The organism is Ferrovibrio sp. (assembly GCF_029255545.1).
GTDB lineage: Bacteria > Pseudomonadota > Alphaproteobacteria > Ferrovibrionales > Ferrovibrionaceae > Ferrovibrio.
In genome coordinates, this window is sequence record NZ_JANLJJ010000104.1 from 1 (window position 1) to 15,109 (window position 15,109).

A 15,109-nucleotide genomic window follows, 5' to 3' on the forward strand; every position below is an offset into this window, starting at 1 on the left:
CGGTAATGCGCCAGGTCGGGCGTCTTCAGGCGCGGCGCCTTGGCGGCATCGTCCCAGCGGCGCAGCTTCACGGCATCGGCCGCAAAGGGCCGCGCCATGAAGCCGGCGGCTTCATCGTCGCTGTAGATGCCGCCCTGCACCTCCAGACTGGTTTTTGATGCCGGCGACAGCCCGGCCCAGTAGGCCGGCTCGGCGCGGCAGAGATAACGCTTGGCATCCACATGCAGGCGCACCGGTTCAACCACCGCAGCGGGGAAATACCGGCCGAGCCACTCGGCGGCAACATCCTCGTGCCGGGCATCGACGCCCTGCTCGGCCAAACCTTCGTCGCCCGCGCCGACCAGATGGCCGATATCATGCAGCAAGGCGGCCGTGATCAGCTCGGGCGTCGAGCCCATGCGCTCAGCATGCATGGCGCATTGCAGCGCATGCTCAAGCTGGCTCACGGCTTCCATGCCGTAGCGCTCGGCACCGGCGTTTTCCAGCAGGACAATGATCTGGTCGAGAATCTGCATGATTGGCTCCCGGGGTCACATCACGCGCTGGCCGGCGCGCCAGACCGCGCGCACCACTGGCGTATCGTCGACCAGGCTGACCCGCAGCAGGTCGGCGCGTTTGCCCGACTCGATCACTCCGCGATCGGTCAGGCCGATCGATTCGGCCGGATTGGTCGCGGCCATCGCCACGGCCCTGGGCAGGTCGATGCCCGGCACTTCCTTGGGCAGCAGGAAGACCGACTGGATCATGCTGCTGGGCACGTAGTCAGAGGAGACGATATCCAGATGCCCCTTCTCGGCCAGGCTGCGGGCCGAGATGTTGCCGGAATGCGAACCCCCGCGCACCAGATTGGGACCGCCCATCATCACATGCATGCCATGCTGGCGGGACATTTCGGCGGCTTCGAACGTGGTGGGGAATTCCGCCACCACCATGCCGTCATTGGCGGCCTCGGCCACATGCTCGGCCGTGGCGTCGTCATGGCTGGCCAGCGGCAGGCCTTTCGCCCGGCACAAATCCACCAGCGCGCGGCGGTTTCTCGCGCCATGCGCCTCGGCGGCAGCGATCTGCGTGGCCATGAACGCGTCCATCTGCTCGTCGGTCATGCCGAACTTGCCCTGGTAGTATTCACGATATTTCTCGGGCTTGACGAACTGGCGCTGGCCGGGCGTGTGATCCATCACCGAGACCAGCTTGAGCCAGCTTAGGTTCGACATCGGCTCGATCAGGCCCATCAGGTCCCTGAACGACACCTCGCAGCGCAGATGCAGCAGATGCTCGGCACGCAGCATGCCGTCCTTCTGACTCGCCTCGATGGCGGCGATCATGTCGCGCAGGATTTCCATGCGCACCGAGCCGTCGCGCACATCGCCAACCGCGATGGCATCGAGAACCGTCGTGATGCCGGCGGCGGCGATCTGCGCATCGTGGCTGATCACCGCCAGCTTGCCCGGCCAGCGCACGCCCGGCCGCGGCGCAAAATGCTTTTCCAGATTGTCGGTATGCAGTTCGACCAGCCCCGGCAGCAGGTAGTCGCCGCCGAAATCGATGGCGCTGGAGACGGGCAGACGGCCAGAATCGATATCGGCGATCACGCCGTCCCGCACCAGAAGGCTGCCGGTGGGGATTTCGGCCTCGCGGCCGACAATTCGCGCATTGGTGATGACCAGATCGGGACTCATGCCGCAACTCCATGGGCTTGCAACGGCAACAGACGGGTGGTGATGGCCTGGCGGGTATCCGCATCATGCACGATGGCGACGATGGCGGTGCCGCGCCGCCGCGCATCATCGATCAGATTTATGACAATTTTGCGGTTCTGCTCGTCCAGCGAGGCGGTCGGCTCGTCCAGCAGCAGGATCGGATAATCGGCGGCGAAACCGCGGGCAATATTGATGCGCTGCTGCTCACCGCCCGAGAAGGTGGAGGGCGGCAGGCCCCACATCTTTTCGGGGATCTGCAGGCGGGTGAGCAATCCGGCTGCCCGTTCGCGCGCCGCCGAATCGGCAATGCCGCGCGCCAGCAAAGGCTCGGCCACGATATCCAGCGTCGAGACGCGTGGAATCACGCGCAGGAACTGCGTCACGTAGCCCAGGCTCCTGCGGCGGATCTCCAGCACCTGGCGCGGCGCGGCGCTGGCGATGTCCACCAGCTCGCCATCATGGCGGATCAGGATGCGGCCCCGCTGCGGCCGGTAGTTGCCGTAGATCGAGCGCAGAAGGGTGGATTTGCCTGCGCCGGAAGGGCCATGCAGGGTGACGCATTCGCCCTGCATGACGCTCAGCGAGGTATCGCGCAGCACCGGCAGGGCGACGCCGCCGCGCAGATGCAGGGTGAAGGTCTTGTCGAGGTTCTCGACGCGGATCATGTCCATGACGGCCTCACACGCTCAGCACGGAGGAAACCAGCAGCTGCGTATAGGCATGCTGTGGATCGTCGAGCAGCTGGTCGGTCAGGCCGGCCTCCACCACCTGGCCGCGCCGCATCACCATCAGACGGTGCGCCAGCAGGCGGGCGACGCCCAGATCATGGGTCACCACGATCACCGCCACGTTGTATTCCTGCACCAGCCGGCGCAGCAGGTCGAGCAGGCGGGCCTGCACAGAAACGTCGAGGCCGCCGGTCGGCTCGTCCATCAGCACGATGCGCGGGCGCGTCACCAGGTTGCGGGCGATCTGCAGGCGCTGCTGCATGCCGCCCGAGAAGGTGCGCGGCAGGTCGTCGATGCGCTCAGGGGGAATTTCCACCGCCTGCATCCAGTCCAGCGCGGTCTCGCGCAGGTTCCCGTAATGCTTCTGGCCCAGAGCCATCAGCCGTTCGCCGATATTGGCGCCGGCCGAGAAATCCATGCGCAGGCCATCCCGGGCATGCTGCTGCACGAAGCCCCATTCGGTGCGCATCAGGTGGCGGCGCTGCGATTCCTGCGCGGTAGCCAGATCGACGATCTGGTCGGCGGCGGTGCGGTACAGCACGCGGCCGGAATCGATCCCGACGCGGCCGGCGATGGCGTTCAGCAGGGTCGACTTGCCCGAGCCGGATTCGCCCACGATGCCCAGAACCTCGCCAGGCCAGAGCTCGAACGTCACGTCGCGACAGGCCGGCTGGCGACCGAAACTCTTGTTCAGGCCTTCAACGCTGAGCAGCGGCATCTCGATCATTCTGCGGCCTCGTCCTTGTAGGGCGCGGCCATGTGGCCACGATGCCCGGCGGCCTGGCGCTCGCCGCAGTAATCGGTATCCGAGCAGACGAACATGCGCCCGCCCTTGTCGTCGAGGATCACCTCGTCCAGAAAACTGTCATGCGATCCGCACAACGCGCAGGCCTCGGGCCAGCGTTCGACCTCGAAGGGATGGTCGTCGAAATCCAGCGGCTTCACGTCCGTATATGGTGGCACGGCATAAATGCGCTTCTCGCGGCCGGCGCCGAACAGCTGCAGAGCGGCATTCATGTGCAGCTTGGGCGTATCGAATTTCGGGATCGGCGAGCAGCGCATCATGTAGCGGCCGTTCACCAGCACCGGATAATCGTAAGCGGTCGAGATATGGCCGTGCTGCGAGATGTCCTCGTACAGCTTGACATGCATGACGCCGTATTCTGACAGGGCATGCATCTTGCGCGTCTCGGTCTCGCGCGGCTCCAGCCAGCGCAACGGCTCGGGGATCGGCACCTGGTAGACCAGGATCTGGCCTTCATGCAAAGGCGTTTCCGGCACGCGGTGGCGGGTCTGGATCAACGTCGCGTCCCGCGTCTTCTCGGTCGTGGCCACGTTGGTCATGCGCACGAAGAAACGGCGGATCGACACGGCGTTGGTGGTGTCATCCGCGCCCTGGTCAATCACCTTCAGCACGTCGCTGCCGCCGATCACCGCCGCCGTCACCTGCATGCCGCCGGTGCCCCAGCCATAGGGCAGCGGCATTTCGCGGCTGCCGAACGGCACCTGATAACCCGGGATCGCCACGGCCTTGAGGATGGCGCGCCGGATCATGCGCTTGGTCTGCTCATCCAGGAAGGCGAAGTTGTAGCCCTCCAGCGGCGCCTGCGCCGCGTTTGCGGCGTAATCCTGCTGCAGCGTCATTGCGCGGCCTCCTCGAATTCCGCCACGGGCGCCGAGGCGGCCTCGATCTCGGCCCGCATGGTGCGCACCAGGGTCAATTCCGACTGGAAATCGACGTGATGCGGCAGCTTGAGATGCTGCACGAAGCCCGAGGCCTCCACGTTGTCGGCATGATAAAGCACGAATTCGGCATCCTGCGAGGGCGCGGTGATGTCCTCGCCCAGTTCCTGGGCCCGCAGGCTGCGATCCACCAGCGACATCGCCATCGCCTTGCGCTCGGCATAACCGAACGCCAGGCCATAGCCACGGGTGAATTTCGGCTTCTCGCTTTTCGAGCCGGTGAACTGGTTGATCATCTGGCATTCCGTCACCGTGATATCGGCGATATCAACGGCGAAACCCAGTTCGGGAATCTCGACCTCGACAGCCACGTCGCCCGAGCGGATCTCGCCCACGAAGGGATGCGACTTGGCATAGCCGCGCTGGGTGGAATAGCCCAGCGCCAGCAGATAGCCCTCGTCGGCGCGCGCCAGATTCTGCAGCCGCACCTCGCGGCCGGCCGGGAACATCAGCGGCTCGCGCGTCAGATCGCCGACCGGGGCATCGTCGGCATCGGGAATTTCCGGCTCGATCAGGCCTTCGGCATTGAGCAGGTCGACCACCTGCGGCAGATCCGGCGCCAGTTCGCCGCGCGCTTCGGTCCGCGGCGGCGCGCCGCCGGCCAGCAGGGTGAAATCGAGCAGGCGATGGGTGTAGTCGAAGGTCGGCCCCAGCAGCTGCCCGCCCGGCAGGTCCTTGAAACAGGAGGAGATGCGGCGCGACACCTGCATCTTCGCCGTGTCGATCGGCAGCGACACCGCCAGACGCGGCAGGGTCGTGCGATAGGCGCGCAGCAGGAAGATCGCCTCCACCTGGTCGCCGCGCGCCTGCTTGAGCGCCAGCGCCGCCAGTTCTGGATCGTAGACCGAGCCTTCGGTCATCACCCGGTCGACAGCCAGGCTGAACTGTTCGCGGATCTGATCGACGCTCAGCTCCGGCACGGCAGTATCGCCGCGGCGGTCTTCGGCCAGCAGCGCATGGGCATTCCCGATGGCGGCCTCGCCGCCCTTTACGGCCACATACATGTCAGGCCTCCCCGAAGGTGATGACCGTGCTGCGCGGCAGGCCGATCACCTGCCGGCCGCAGCCGAGATAGATGTCCAGTCCGCGCGGGAACACGGCCGAAAGCTGGGCACGCTGGCGCCACAGAGCCTCGTCCAGCCCGCAGAGCGGCATCGCCACGCTCTCCTTGATACCCGGGCCGCGCCATGTCATGGCGGCGGCGGCGGCGTGAAGGCTCGGCACCTGCACCAGCAGGGTGGCGCCGCGTTCCGGCGCCTCGTCGCTGCCCAGCGAAAAGACATCCAGCGCCGGCATCCTGGCTGCGTCCAGCAGCACCAGCGCGGCCTGTCCGGGCCCGGTCGCCAGCGGCGCGCCGGTATGGAAGCGCAGCCAGTCGCGCATGGCCGGCGTATCGAGCCCCTCGCCCAGCCAGACCGGCGTGTCGAGATCGGCCAGCGTGAGCAGGCCGGCCGCCAGCACCGGCGCGATGCCTCCCGGGTGGCCGCAATCGAAATCCTGGTCCATCACGCGGCCGGGCCGCGCCATGGTATCCAGCAGGATGCGGAAGGCCCGCTGGCTCTGCTGCACCGGATCATGAAAACCGGCGGCGGGGGTCGTCATCTGCAATGTGGTCATGCTCAATCCTCGCCGCGCACGAGGGTGAAGAAATCAACCTTGGTGGCCGCCACCTTGGCCGCGCGGGCCTGCCGCGCCGCGGCCGCGCTCTCCTGCGTGGGCGCCAGCAATTCGGCCTCGACCATCGCGGCATGCCGGGGCTGCTGCGCCAGGGCATCAAACAGCGCGGCCAGTTCAGCGCGCCGCCTGTCGCGGCCGGCGACATAACCGACACCCATCTCGCCGCCCTCGTCCAGCGCCAGCACACAGCGCGTCACCGTCATCTCGCCCATGTTGAAACGCTGGCCGTTGCCGCCGGCGCGCGCCCGCACCATCACCAGCCCGGTTTCGGGCTGCTTGAGCCGGCGGAAGGCCGGCTTCGGCTCCAGCCGGTTCCAGGCTGCTTCCAGCGTTTCGCGTTCCGCCCGCGCCAGCAGGCTCAGACGCCGCTGGCGGGCGGCCTGATCGGCGGCCAACGAGGCGGCGGCGGGGGAAGCGCCGGTCTGTCCGGGGGTGGGCTTGGGCGTCATCTGGACCTCTTGCGCAAGGGTCTAAATTTGTCTAGATGTCTATATATCTACCCCGCCAATGCGGCCCCATCAAGCCATGTTTCGGAGAAGCTTTTATGACGGAAGCAACAGGCATGATCGAACGCGGCAGCGGCATGGCAGTCTGGCGCCAGATTGCTGCGGCGATGGAGCAGGCGATCCGGCGCGGCGACTACAAACCGGGCATCCAGCTGCCGACCGAGAAACAGCTGGCGCAGAGCTTCGGGGTCAACCGCCATACCGTGCGCCAGGCGATGAACCGCCTGGCCGAGACCGGCCTGGTCAGCATCGAGCAGGGCCGCGGCATGTTCGTGGCGGAAGATAGCTTCGACTACATGCTGGGCTCACGCACGCGCTTCAGCGAAAACCTGCAGACCATGCAGAAGAAGCCGACGCGCGAACTGGTCTTCGCCGAGCAGGTGGCCGCGCCGGCCGAGATCGCCCGCGCGCTCGGCATTCCGACCGGCGCGACTCTGTGCCAGCTTGAATTGCTCAACCGGGCTGATGATCGCGCCGTAAGCGTGAGCAGCCACTTTTTCCCCAACAGCCGCTTCCCCGACATGCCGGACCTGTTTCATCGGCACCGCTCGATTACCGCGGCGCTGAAGGCCGGCGGCGTCGCCGACTATTACCGCCGCAGCACAAGGGTGATGGCGAAGCCGATGTCGACGGGCGATGCAAAGTTGCTGCATCTGCCGCGCGGCCGCCCGGTTCTGATCAGCGAAACCGTGAACGTGGACACGCATGGAAAGCCCGTAGAATTCGTCAGGGCCCGCTTCGTCGCCGATCACGTCACGTTTTCAATCGAGCACGAGTGATTCACGCCGCAGGATTTCCTGCGCTGCCTTTTTTTCTTCCGGGTCACTGACATCGGGAACGGCCGGCTCCACTGAAGCCCGGGCCCGACGCCCCGACTCGCCGAAAAGAACCCGGGCTGATCCAGGCAGCTGTATTCTGAACAGATTTTTCCGTCAGGCATTCAGGTCTCGGGGCACGCCTGGTTGGCCTCTGGGCGCACGCTGTGCAGGTAATGGGGCGGCCCAGAATGTCGGGATATCCATATCTTGCAATTTTGCATTTTATAAGTACTTGAATCATCTCTGATAATTATTGGTGCGGTAATAAGTTTGGACTGAAATTCTGCAAAAATCCGTGGGAATTTCCTCATAAATTGCAAAATTCCGAACTGGACGAACACTATCGATCTGTCAGTCTAATCTCAGAGGCGTTCTTTTCAGATCACGCTCTTCGCTTCCTCCGGAAATGGGGGGTAGCCGCGCGCTTCTCCTAATTTCAATTCAGCTATCATTCTTGCCGCCTACACCACTTGGCTTCTCCACATTAATTGATCGAGGGCGGTTTTCAGTCGGGGAACACCAAAATCGATAAAGGCGCGGATCCGTGGCGCGACAAGCTGAGAGTAGGGATAAATCAGGTGCACCGGCTCGGCTGGCAAGGCGAAGGCGTCGAGCACCGGCACCAATGTCCCCTCCCGGACCTGTTCGCTGACCATGTACGAGAGCGCAATAGTAATCCCCTGTCCTTCCTCGGCGGCCCGGATCGCCGCCGCGGCGTCGTTGATCTCCAAGGTGGGGCTCAAGTCTGTGACGCCGCGTTTCTGCCCGCTCAGGAAACGCCATTCGCGATTCGGCATGAGGCCGGTGAAGGCGATTATAGAATGTAGCTTTAGATCCGCTGGCGAGGCGGGCACCCCTCGCCGGACGAGGTAATCCGGACTCGCCACCAGAACCCGATAAACTGTGCCAACCCGCTTGGCGATAAGCCTAGAATCCGGCAGATGGCCGATGCGTACAGCGACATCGACGCCTTCTTCGACAAGGTTGACAACGCGATCCAGCAAAAGGGCGGACACTGAAACGCGCGGGTGCTGACTCAGGAAGCCGCAAACGATCGGCAGGAGTACGGACCGGCCGAAAGTTACAGAAGCCGTAATGGTAAGATGTCCCTGCGGCATGGCCGTTTCGCCGACGGCTTCTTTCTCAGCCGTGTCGAGATCCACGAGGATACGCCGCGCGTTTTCCAGGAAGCGCTGACCGATGTCGGTGATCGTCAAGCTGCGGGTGGTGCGGTTGAAGACGCGCGCCCCAAGGCGGGCCTCGAGCGCAGCTATGGCACGCGTTACGGCCGGCGGCGACAGACGCAGCCGAGCGCCAGCTTTTGCGAAGCTAGCGGCGTCCGCCACAGCGATAAATACCTCGATCTCATGGAGTCGATCCATTCTTTATTCCCTCCAGCGGAACAAAGAATTTCATATAGCGCATATTCTTTAAAATGCCATCGTGCGCCAGTTTTCACTCAAGCGGAGCCGCGAAGCGCCGCGCCAACATTATGAAAGGTCCAATCTCATGGCTCGTGTTGCCGTTATCGACCCCCAAACCGCTACTGGGGAGACCAAGCAGCTTCTGGACGCCGTTCAATCCGGCCTCGGCATGGTCCCGAATTTCATCCGTGTACTAGCGAACTCGCCAGCAGCGCTGGGGGCCTTCCTCGGCATCCACCGGATCGCGGGCGAAGGCGCGCTTGACCTGCAAACCCGTGAACGCATCGCGCTCGCAATAGCCGAACAGAATGCCTGCCAATACTGCGTATCAGCGCATACGGCGATCGGTCGGAAGGTTGGCCTGGACAATCACGAAATGCTCGCCAACCGTATGGGCCGATCCTCGGATCCGAAGGCGGAGGCCGCGCTGGCCTTCGCCAGGTCGCTCATTGAGCATACCGGCCAGGTGAACGCCGCCGAGTTTGACGCGGTGCGCAGGGCGGGGCATTCCGATGCCGAGATTATCGAGATCATCACGCATGTTGCGATGAATATCTTCACCAACCTGCTCGGCAAGGCGACCCAGGTCGAGATCGATTTCCCCAAGATCGAGCTGAATAAGGCGGCTTAACCATGTGAAAGGCAAGCGGCGCGGCTTCGCTGCCGCGCCGCCTCCCCCTGAGCATGAGGAGAAGCCTCTATTGAACCAGATGAGCCCGCTGGAGAACGTCATGCCCCATCATTTCGCGCAGATCGCCTTCACGCCAACAGTCAAGAAGATGCAGGAGAAACTGGGCAGCCGAGCCTCATACGCCCGGATGGAGGACGCGCACCATGCGGCGAACCGCCTGCTCACCAAAGCTGAGGCCAGCTTCATTTCAGCGCGCAGCTCCCTGTATATGGCGACCGTCAGCGAGACAGGCTGGCCCTATATCCAGCATCGCGGCGGCCCGACAGGCTTTGTTCGCGTACTTGGCGAGGACATGATCGGCTTCGCGGATTTCCGCGGTAACCGCCAGTATATCAGCATTGGGAACCTGACGGCGAACGACCGGATATCCCTGTTCTTCATGGACTACCCTAACAAGACCCGCCTCAAGCTGTTCGGCCGCGTTCGGATCGTCGGACTTGACGACCGCGATATGCTTTCGCGCCTTGAGATGCCGGACTACAGAGCGCGGATCGAACACGGCCTCGTCATCACGGTCGAAGGATATGACTGGAACTGCCCGCAGCATATCGTCGAGCGCTACACGCTTGATGAAGTGCGTTTGGCCACTGCTCCGCTGACAGATCGCATCGCCGAGCTCGAAGCCGAGCTGGTGAGAATCAATGCCGGCCATTCGACCAATTAACCAGAAAGACAAATATCATGATTCCTCAGAATCAGGCCAGAACCCTCATGGTTGGTGGCGCCAGCGGTATGGGCAAGGCTGCCGCGCGGTTGCTTCTTGAGGAGGGAGGCTCCGTTGTCCTGCTCGGTCGCCAGTCCGCCAAGCTTTTTTCCGCGCAGCGAGAGCTTGGGCAGATAGGGCGCGTCGACATCGAGATTCTTGACATCGCTGACGCCGAAGCCTTGCGTGCCTTCATTGCCCGCGTGCCGGATGAATTCGCCAACCTTTCAGGCTTAGTAAACGGCGCTGGAATATTTCTGCCAAAACCGTTCCTTGAGCACACGGAAATCGACTACAACCAATATCTTGACCTGAACCGCGGCACCTTCTTTCTGACTCAAGCCGTGGCTAAGGCAATGATTGCGCGCGGCAAAGGCGGCGCGATCGTCAATATCGGGTCGATGTGGGCGAAGCAAGCGGTCCAGGCAACCCCATCCTCGGCTTACTCGATGGCAAAAGCTGGCCTGCACGCGATGACTCAGCACCTTGCCATGGAACTCTCTGCGCACGGAATCCGCGTCAACGGTGTCTCGCCAGCCGTGGTCGAAACTCCGATCTACGAGGGTTTCATTGCTAAGGATCAGATACGCGCCGCGCTGCAAGGTTTCAACGGCTTTCACCCTATCGGACGTATTGGAGCTGCGGAGGACGTAGCGAATGTCATCTCCTTCCTGCTTTCGCCGAAAGCAAGCTGGGTGACGGGGGCCATCTGGGATGTGGACGGCGGCGTAATGGCTGGCCGAAACAGCTACAATTAGCAAAATGCGGACTGCTCAATCGGCAATCCCCAACACCCGTCGATCGCCACGTATCCATCGATATGCCTCCAGCAGGTCGAACAGCAGCGAGATGCTGTTGACCAGCAGAACCGCCACCGCGTAGGGGCGGGCCGGGCCGGCCGGCAGGGCATCCACTCCGAACAGCCGGCTGTAGAGATACAGGACCAGCGGCACCCATATGAAATGGGGGAATGACAGCAGTCTGGTCAGGCCGCCCTGCAGCAGCATCGTCGGCATGTTCAGCCCGCAGACGACCAGAAAGGCGATGCCGGTCCAGTAGCCGACATCGGAGTCCGGGAAAGCCGCCGATGCCATATTCGTGCCGAACAGGATGACCATCCAGATCTGGATTCAGCGCGGCAGGCCGAGCATCGATTTGAGAAGCTGCCTCATCGCCGTTCGGCCTTTCCGAGCAGGTTGTCGAGTCCGCCGCTTTTCATGAAATGCTCAAGATCCTCGCAACCGCCGACATGGGCCCCGTCAATGAATATCTGCGGAATGGTTTTTGCCCTTGGAAGGCGTTTGAACATTTCCTGCCGGATCGACGGAACGGAAATATCGAGTTCCCTATAGGGTAATGCCCGCCCCTTGAGCAGCGCCTTGGCCCGCTCGCAGTAGCCGCAATGCGGCCCCGTGTAGATCTCGATGACGGGATTTTTTGTTTTCATAGCCATGATCATTCCATCAGTGACGCAATTCCAGCAGCGGCTTGGCTCCGCTGAAGATAACCTCTAACACAACGCCTAACTTGCTGACCGCGATGTAGACAGCGATGGTGAAAACGGCCTCGACGATCTGCGCGTCAAGAAAATGGGCGTTAGCCTGTTCCACAAAGCCTTCTGGATGCGATTTGGGTCGACGCCAATCTGTAGGGACATTGCCTCGTAACCCTTGTCTCAGAACACACCAACGGCAGCGATCAGGACTACATCAGGATCAATTTCAGCTGATCTTCCGAATGCCATGACCCAAAATTGGAGCCGTTCGATCCTATTGGCAATCCCAACCTGTTGGCCTACCCCTCCGGTCCGTCTTTTTTCCGTCCATCAAAAGCTGATCAATGTCGTCATTTCCAAAGGGAAGCCTGGTTGTGCTGTTTCTCCGCGTCGCCACTACGCCACGCATTGTTGCGACAGCAGCAAAGGTTTCCTTCGTCGTGGGCACCGTATTAAATCTAGTCAATCAGGGCGGGCGGCTGCTGGATGACGCGCCAATCAACTGGCTTCAGTTCCTGCTGAATTATGTCGTGCCCTATTGCGTTTCGACCTACAGCGCCGTCCGGAACGAACTGTCGCGACGCGACGGCGACATCCGGCCGTGACTATCCGTTCCGTCAGATGCCGGCATCGCGTCGGGGATCGCAATGCCGGCATCCCGCGACGGTTACTTGGCCGGCTTCAGCGCCTTGACCACGTCGTCCGTCGTCAATACGGCATTGGCAATCATCCTGAAATTGATCAGGGCGGACAGATAGCCGTCCCCTTCCGGGATTTTCGCCGCCGCGGTCGCGTCCTTGACAACCGCGACCTCAAAGCCGGATTCCAGCAATTCGCGCAGGTGGCTTTCCACGCAGAGGTTGGCGGACATGCCCGCCAGGATAACCTGGTTTATGCGGCGTTTTGACAGCTGCAAGGTCAGGTCATTCGTCTCCGGGCCATATACCTTGTGCGGAGACACCACGATCGTTTTGCCATCCTCGATATAGGGTTTGTACTGTGGCATCCAGTCGGCGCCGGAGCCGTTGAACCCGGTCACGTCCAGCGGCCCCTTGCGATCAAACATCTTGATCTTGTGCATGACCTTCTCGAGCGCGCCCTCGAACTTCCAGCCATAATCGGTGGGATAGTAGTAATGCGGCGAGACGAAGGTTGGCAGGTCGATGGCCTTGGCCGCCTTGAAAAGCCGCTCAAGGTTGGCAACCGTGCCGATCTCCTTCACGTTCTCCCCGACCACGCCCCAGGCAACCCCGGTTTCATGCAGGAAGTCCTTTTGCGGATCGATCACCACCAGAGCGGCCCGCTGCAGGTCGAGCATCATGTTGCTGGGCGGCAGCCCCGGGGTGGCCGGCTCGGCATAGCTGCCGTCGGCCACGGAGCCCGCATTGGCGCCGGCCGCTGCCGCCACAATGGCTGCGCCCGCAAGGGCGGATGCACCACCCTTCAGCACCCTGCGCCGGTCGATGCCCGCATCCGACATGTTATGATCATCACGCATTATCTGCTCCTGGAATGATTGCGTTAACAGCGCCAATCTGGAGCTTCTGCGGTGCGATATCGTCTCGAAGAGGTCCTTTCCAGTCTCTCCGCTTTACTGCCGGATTCCGGGAGACATATATGGAAACATGTCGATAGACAGCATTCTCGAGGCCCTGGATGTGCGGATGGAGCCCTTTGCCATCTGCGAACTCCATGGATCCTCCACCATGGATCTCGGGCGCCGCCCTTTTGCGGTCCTGCACTATGTCATTGCGGGTTCCGGCTGCATTGTCGTCGGCAATGCCCCCCGTATTGACGTCCAGCCGGGATCGGTCGTACTCACGCCGGCCTTTGTTCCGCACCGGCTGCACGGGTCCGGCCTTAAAGGGCGCCCAATACCTCTTTGCCGGCCTATCGATCTGGGTCTCGATCATCATATCGCGGGCAATGGCGGCGAACTCTCGGACAACAACGCCCTGGTCACGATCTGTGGACACCTGGAGGTATCGTATCGCGGGCTCCGCGGCTCTCTGAATGTCCTGAGAAGGCCCATTGTCGAGCACCTGGCGGCCGGCGACCGCGTCCGCAATGCCCTGGACGAGTTCGTCTATGAGCTCTCCAATCCCACGGTTGGCACCCGAGCGCTCGCGCGATCACTGATGTCGCAATGCGTCATCCAGCTTTTGCGGCGGCGCCACCGGGCCGGCGATGCCGCCGTCACCTGGATGGAGGGGGCCGCCGATGAGACATTGTGGAATGCGCTGCAGGCGATGCTGGATCATCCCGGCCGTGCCCATACAGTGGATACCCTGGCGGAAGCCTGTGGCATGGCGAGATCCTCGTTTGCCGGCCGGTTCGCCAAGGTATACGGGCTTGGGCCAATCGAACTGCTGCGCTCCATCCGAATGCAGCGGGCGGCGGAACTTCTGAGTCGCACAGGTACTCCCGTCAAACGGGTCGCCGAGCTTGTCGGGTATCAAAGCCGCAGCTACTTCAGCCGCGCCTTTGAGGAGGAATACGGCGTCGCGCCATCCCAGTTCCGGTCGGCCACCCTGCATCGTGAGCAGAACAGGGCTGGGCCGGTGGCCCGCTGACCTGTGGGAACTCCGCCCGGTCGCCTAGCTGCAGCAGTTTGGCTCGTGCAGCACGGCGGCAACCGATTTATGCCGCATCAGATGCTGCAGTTTGCGCAGCGCCCTGGCCTCGAGTTGCCTGACCCGTTCCTTGGTGACGCCGAATTTTTCCCCAAGCTCGTCGAAGGTCGGCCGATTCTCATTCAGCATCCGCTCTGAGATGATGACTTTTTCACGGGGATCAAGCTGCTGAATCGCCTCCATCAGCCAGGCGTGTCTTGCCTCGCTGTCGAGTTTCTCGATTGCATTCTGCTCCGGGCTCGGCGCGGGATCGACAAGCAGATCCTGGAAGGTGTCGCTGCCGTCATCCTCGGTCAGCCCGCCATTCAGAGAAAGATCGGAACCCGATATCCGGGTTGCCATCGCAGAGACATCCTCCGCGGAGACCTTCAGTCTGCGCGCGATCGTATCGCGATCAGACTGGCTGAGACTGCCGGCGCCGGCATATACCCGGTCCAGTTTCGCGCGCATCCAGCGAAGGTTGAAAAACAGCGCTTTCTGCCCGCTCGACGTTCCAGACCGGACGATGGACCAGTTCTGCAATATGTAATTCTGGATCGATGCCTTGACCCAGAGGGAGGCATAGGTCGAAAACCGCGTCTCGCGTTCTGGATCGAACTTGTTCGCGGCATGCAGCAGACCGATGCTGCCCTCCTGGATCATGTCCGCCTGGGGGAGCTGATACCGGCGGAAACGAGCGGCGGTGGCCACGACCAGCTTCATATAAGCCGTGACCAGCGCATGCCTGGCCTTCTCGTCCTTATGATCCCTCCAGCGCCGCGCTAGGTCGCGTTCCTCGGATTCGGAAAGCATTGACCAGTTCATGATCTGGCCGAGGAACTGCCGCTCGGGATCGGGTAATTTGCTGATGCGGGTGGTGCTCATATATATACGCCTCCAGTCAGCGGACATTACCGCGCGGCCGTGTCAAAATTGGGGGTGACTGCATCTAGATGCAGGAGCATCTGCGCAAGACTTTCGGCGCCTGGTACCCTAAGGCGCAGTTCTCGTT

Annotated in this window: 20 protein-coding genes; 6 read left to right on the forward strand and 14 right to left on the reverse strand. The window is 62.4% G+C overall.

Annotation, left to right across the window (positions count from 1 at the left end):
* The 8 genes from Q1J79_RS19600 to phnG all read right to left on the reverse strand — a co-directional run.
* Window positions 1-515 (reverse strand): phosphonate degradation HD-domain oxygenase (locus Q1J79_RS19600; RefSeq protein WP_300303936.1); only part of this gene is annotated, 515 nt, incomplete at its 3' end.
* A 15-nt stretch (window positions 516-530) separates the two neighbouring features.
* Window positions 531-1,679 carry an alpha-D-ribose 1-methylphosphonate 5-triphosphate diphosphatase gene (locus Q1J79_RS19605; protein WP_300303938.1) on the reverse strand — a complete coding sequence of 383 codons (1,149 nt, stop codon included), beginning with the start codon at window positions 1,677-1,679 and terminating at the stop codon, window positions 531-533.
* The gene (phnL, locus tag Q1J79_RS19610; RefSeq protein WP_300303940.1) at window positions 1,676-2,371 is read right to left on the reverse strand and encodes a phosphonate C-P lyase system protein PhnL; all 696 of its coding nucleotides are present in this window, start codon (window positions 2,369-2,371) and stop codon (window positions 1,676-1,678) included. The genes Q1J79_RS19605 and phnL overlap by 4 nt, the downstream gene beginning before the upstream one ends.
* Window positions 2,372-2,378: 7 nt before the next feature.
* A complete protein-coding gene (gene phnK, locus Q1J79_RS19615) occupies window positions 2,379-3,155 on the reverse strand; it encodes a phosphonate C-P lyase system protein PhnK (RefSeq protein WP_367183032.1) in 777 nt (258 codons plus the stop codon).
* Window positions 3,152-4,072 carry an alpha-D-ribose 1-methylphosphonate 5-phosphate C-P-lyase PhnJ gene (locus Q1J79_RS19620; protein ID WP_300303943.1) on the reverse strand — a complete coding sequence of 307 codons (921 nt, stop codon included), beginning with the start codon at window positions 4,070-4,072 and terminating at the stop codon, window positions 3,152-3,154. Before Q1J79_RS19620 ends, phnK begins: the two co-directional genes overlap by 4 nt.
* Complete coding sequence (locus Q1J79_RS19625) at window positions 4,069-5,175, reverse strand: carbon-phosphorus lyase complex subunit PhnI (RefSeq protein ID WP_300303946.1); 1,107 nt, start codon at window positions 5,173-5,175, stop codon at window positions 4,069-4,071. Before Q1J79_RS19625 ends, Q1J79_RS19620 begins: the two co-directional genes overlap by 4 nt.
* A 1-nt stretch (window position 5,176) precedes the next feature.
* Window positions 5,177-5,788, reverse strand: coding sequence for a phosphonate C-P lyase system protein PhnH (gene phnH / locus Q1J79_RS19630; protein ID WP_300303949.1), 612 nt, complete (start codon window positions 5,786-5,788; stop codon window positions 5,177-5,179).
* A 2-nt stretch (window positions 5,789-5,790) separates the two neighbouring features.
* A complete protein-coding gene (gene phnG / locus Q1J79_RS19635; RefSeq protein ID WP_300303952.1) occupies window positions 5,791-6,297 on the reverse strand; it encodes a phosphonate C-P lyase system protein PhnG in 507 nt (168 codons plus the stop codon).
* 95 nt (window positions 6,298-6,392) lie between these two features.
* Between phnG and phnF the strand changes: the two genes are divergently transcribed.
* Entirely contained in the window at window positions 6,393-7,133 is a 741-nt protein-coding gene (gene phnF / locus Q1J79_RS19640; protein WP_300303955.1) for a phosphonate metabolism transcriptional regulator PhnF, read from the forward strand.
* 500 nt (window positions 7,134-7,633) lie between these two features.
* Here phnF and Q1J79_RS19645 read toward each other — a convergent pair whose 3' ends face one another.
* Window positions 7,634-8,554, reverse strand: a complete 921-nt coding sequence (locus Q1J79_RS19645) for a LysR family transcriptional regulator (RefSeq protein WP_300303957.1) — start codon at window positions 8,552-8,554, stop codon at window positions 7,634-7,636.
* A 127-nt stretch (window positions 8,555-8,681) separates the two neighbouring features.
* Between Q1J79_RS19645 and Q1J79_RS19650 the strand changes: the two genes are divergently transcribed.
* The 3 genes from Q1J79_RS19650 to Q1J79_RS19660 are packed head-to-tail and all read left to right on the forward strand — an operon-like array spanning window position 8,682 to window position 10,748.
* Window positions 8,682-9,227, forward strand: coding sequence for a carboxymuconolactone decarboxylase family protein (locus Q1J79_RS19650; protein WP_300303960.1), 546 nt, complete (start codon window positions 8,682-8,684; stop codon window positions 9,225-9,227).
* A gap of 4 nt (window positions 9,228-9,231) precedes the next feature.
* Window positions 9,232-9,951, forward strand: coding sequence for a pyridoxamine 5'-phosphate oxidase family protein (locus tag Q1J79_RS19655; RefSeq protein WP_300303963.1), 720 nt, complete (start codon window positions 9,232-9,234; stop codon window positions 9,949-9,951).
* A 17-nt stretch (window positions 9,952-9,968) separates the two neighbouring features.
* A complete protein-coding gene (locus Q1J79_RS19660) occupies window positions 9,969-10,748 on the forward strand; it encodes an SDR family NAD(P)-dependent oxidoreductase (RefSeq protein WP_300303966.1) in 780 nt (259 codons plus the stop codon).
* A 15-nt stretch (window positions 10,749-10,763) separates the two neighbouring features.
* On the opposite strand, the gene Q1J79_RS19665 is transcribed toward Q1J79_RS19660, so the two are convergent.
* The 3 genes from Q1J79_RS19665 to Q1J79_RS19675 are packed head-to-tail and all read right to left on the reverse strand — an operon-like array spanning window position 10,764 to window position 11,600.
* Complete coding sequence (locus Q1J79_RS19665) at window positions 10,764-11,108, reverse strand: hypothetical protein (protein ID WP_300303969.1); 345 nt, start codon at window positions 11,106-11,108, stop codon at window positions 10,764-10,766.
* A gap of 50 nt (window positions 11,109-11,158) precedes the next feature.
* The gene (locus Q1J79_RS19670) at window positions 11,159-11,443 is read right to left on the reverse strand and encodes a glutaredoxin domain-containing protein (protein WP_300303972.1); all 285 of its coding nucleotides are present in this window, start codon (window positions 11,441-11,443) and stop codon (window positions 11,159-11,161) included.
* Window positions 11,444-11,453: 10 nt separating this feature from the next.
* Window positions 11,454-11,600: a hypothetical protein gene (locus Q1J79_RS19675; protein ID WP_300303975.1), complete on the reverse strand. Its 147-nt coding sequence runs from the start codon at window positions 11,598-11,600 to the stop codon at window positions 11,454-11,456.
* A gap of 259 nt (window positions 11,601-11,859) precedes the next feature.
* Here Q1J79_RS19675 and nrtS point away from each other — a divergent pair, with 259 nt between their 5' ends.
* Window positions 11,860-12,090: a nitrate/nitrite transporter NrtS gene (gene nrtS / locus Q1J79_RS19680; protein ID WP_300303978.1), complete on the forward strand. Its 231-nt coding sequence runs from the start codon at window positions 11,860-11,862 to the stop codon at window positions 12,088-12,090.
* Window positions 12,091-12,152: 62 nt separating this feature from the next.
* Here nrtS and Q1J79_RS19685 read toward each other — a convergent pair whose 3' ends face one another.
* Complete coding sequence (locus tag Q1J79_RS19685) at window positions 12,153-12,983, reverse strand: cysteine hydrolase (protein ID WP_300303981.1); 831 nt, start codon at window positions 12,981-12,983, stop codon at window positions 12,153-12,155.
* Between the two features lie 127 nt (window positions 12,984-13,110).
* Here Q1J79_RS19685 and Q1J79_RS19690 point away from each other — a divergent pair, with 127 nt between their 5' ends.
* Window positions 13,111-14,058 (forward strand): AraC family transcriptional regulator, encoded by a 948-nt coding sequence (locus Q1J79_RS19690; RefSeq protein WP_300303984.1) that lies wholly within the window; start codon window positions 13,111-13,113, stop codon window positions 14,056-14,058.
* Between the two features lie 24 nt (window positions 14,059-14,082).
* On the opposite strand, the gene Q1J79_RS19695 is transcribed toward Q1J79_RS19690, so the two are convergent.
* Window positions 14,083-14,982, reverse strand: coding sequence for an RNA polymerase factor sigma-32 (locus Q1J79_RS19695; protein WP_300303986.1), 900 nt, complete (start codon window positions 14,980-14,982; stop codon window positions 14,083-14,085).
* Between the last annotated feature and the right edge of the window lie 127 nt (window positions 14,983-15,109).

What these genes read in the sequence shown, in the direction of transcription:
- Q1J79_RS19625 (WP_300303946.1), bottom strand. Translation starts at nt 5,175, where the DNA reads ATGTATGTGGCCGTAAAGGGCGGCGAGGCCGCCATCGGGAATGCCCAT.
- Q1J79_RS19685 (WP_300303981.1), bottom strand. Translation starts at nt 12,983, where the DNA reads ATGCGTGATGATCATAACATGTCGGATGCGGGCATCGACCGGCGCAGG.
- phnK (WP_367183032.1), bottom strand. Translation starts at nt 3,155, where the DNA reads ATGATCGAGATGCCGCTGCTCAGCGTTGAAGGCCTGAACAAGAGTTTC.
- phnF (WP_300303955.1), top strand. Translation starts at nt 6,393, where the DNA reads ATGACGGAAGCAACAGGCATGATCGAACGCGGCAGCGGCATGGCAGTC.
- Q1J79_RS19665 (WP_300303969.1), bottom strand. Translation starts at nt 11,108, where the DNA reads ATGGTCATCCTGTTCGGCACGAATATGGCATCGGCGGCTTTCCCGGAC.
- phnG (WP_300303952.1), bottom strand. Translation starts at nt 6,297, where the DNA reads ATGACGCCCAAGCCCACCCCCGGACAGACCGGCGCTTCCCCCGCCGCC.
- phnL (WP_300303940.1), bottom strand. Translation starts at nt 2,371, where the DNA reads ATGGACATGATCCGCGTCGAGAACCTCGACAAGACCTTCACCCTGCAT.
- Q1J79_RS19620 (WP_300303943.1), bottom strand. Translation starts at nt 4,072, where the DNA reads ATGACGCTGCAGCAGGATTACGCCGCAAACGCGGCGCAGGCGCCGCTG.
- Q1J79_RS19670 (WP_300303972.1), bottom strand. Translation starts at nt 11,443, where the DNA reads ATGGCTATGAAAACAAAAAATCCCGTCATCGAGATCTACACGGGGCCG.
- Q1J79_RS19645 (WP_300303957.1), bottom strand. Translation starts at nt 8,554, where the DNA reads ATGGATCGACTCCATGAGATCGAGGTATTTATCGCTGTGGCGGACGCC.
- Q1J79_RS19650 (WP_300303960.1), top strand. Translation starts at nt 8,682, where the DNA reads ATGGCTCGTGTTGCCGTTATCGACCCCCAAACCGCTACTGGGGAGACC.
- Q1J79_RS19660 (WP_300303966.1), top strand. Translation starts at nt 9,969, where the DNA reads ATGATTCCTCAGAATCAGGCCAGAACCCTCATGGTTGGTGGCGCCAGC.
- Q1J79_RS19690 (WP_300303984.1), top strand. Translation starts at nt 13,111, where the DNA reads ATGTCGATAGACAGCATTCTCGAGGCCCTGGATGTGCGGATGGAGCCC.
- Q1J79_RS19605 (WP_300303938.1), bottom strand. Translation starts at nt 1,679, where the DNA reads ATGAGTCCCGATCTGGTCATCACCAATGCGCGAATTGTCGGCCGCGAG.
- Q1J79_RS19695 (WP_300303986.1), bottom strand. Translation starts at nt 14,982, where the DNA reads ATGAGCACCACCCGCATCAGCAAATTACCCGATCCCGAGCGGCAGTTC.
- phnH (WP_300303949.1), bottom strand. Translation starts at nt 5,788, where the DNA reads ATGACCACATTGCAGATGACGACCCCCGCCGCCGGTTTTCATGATCCG.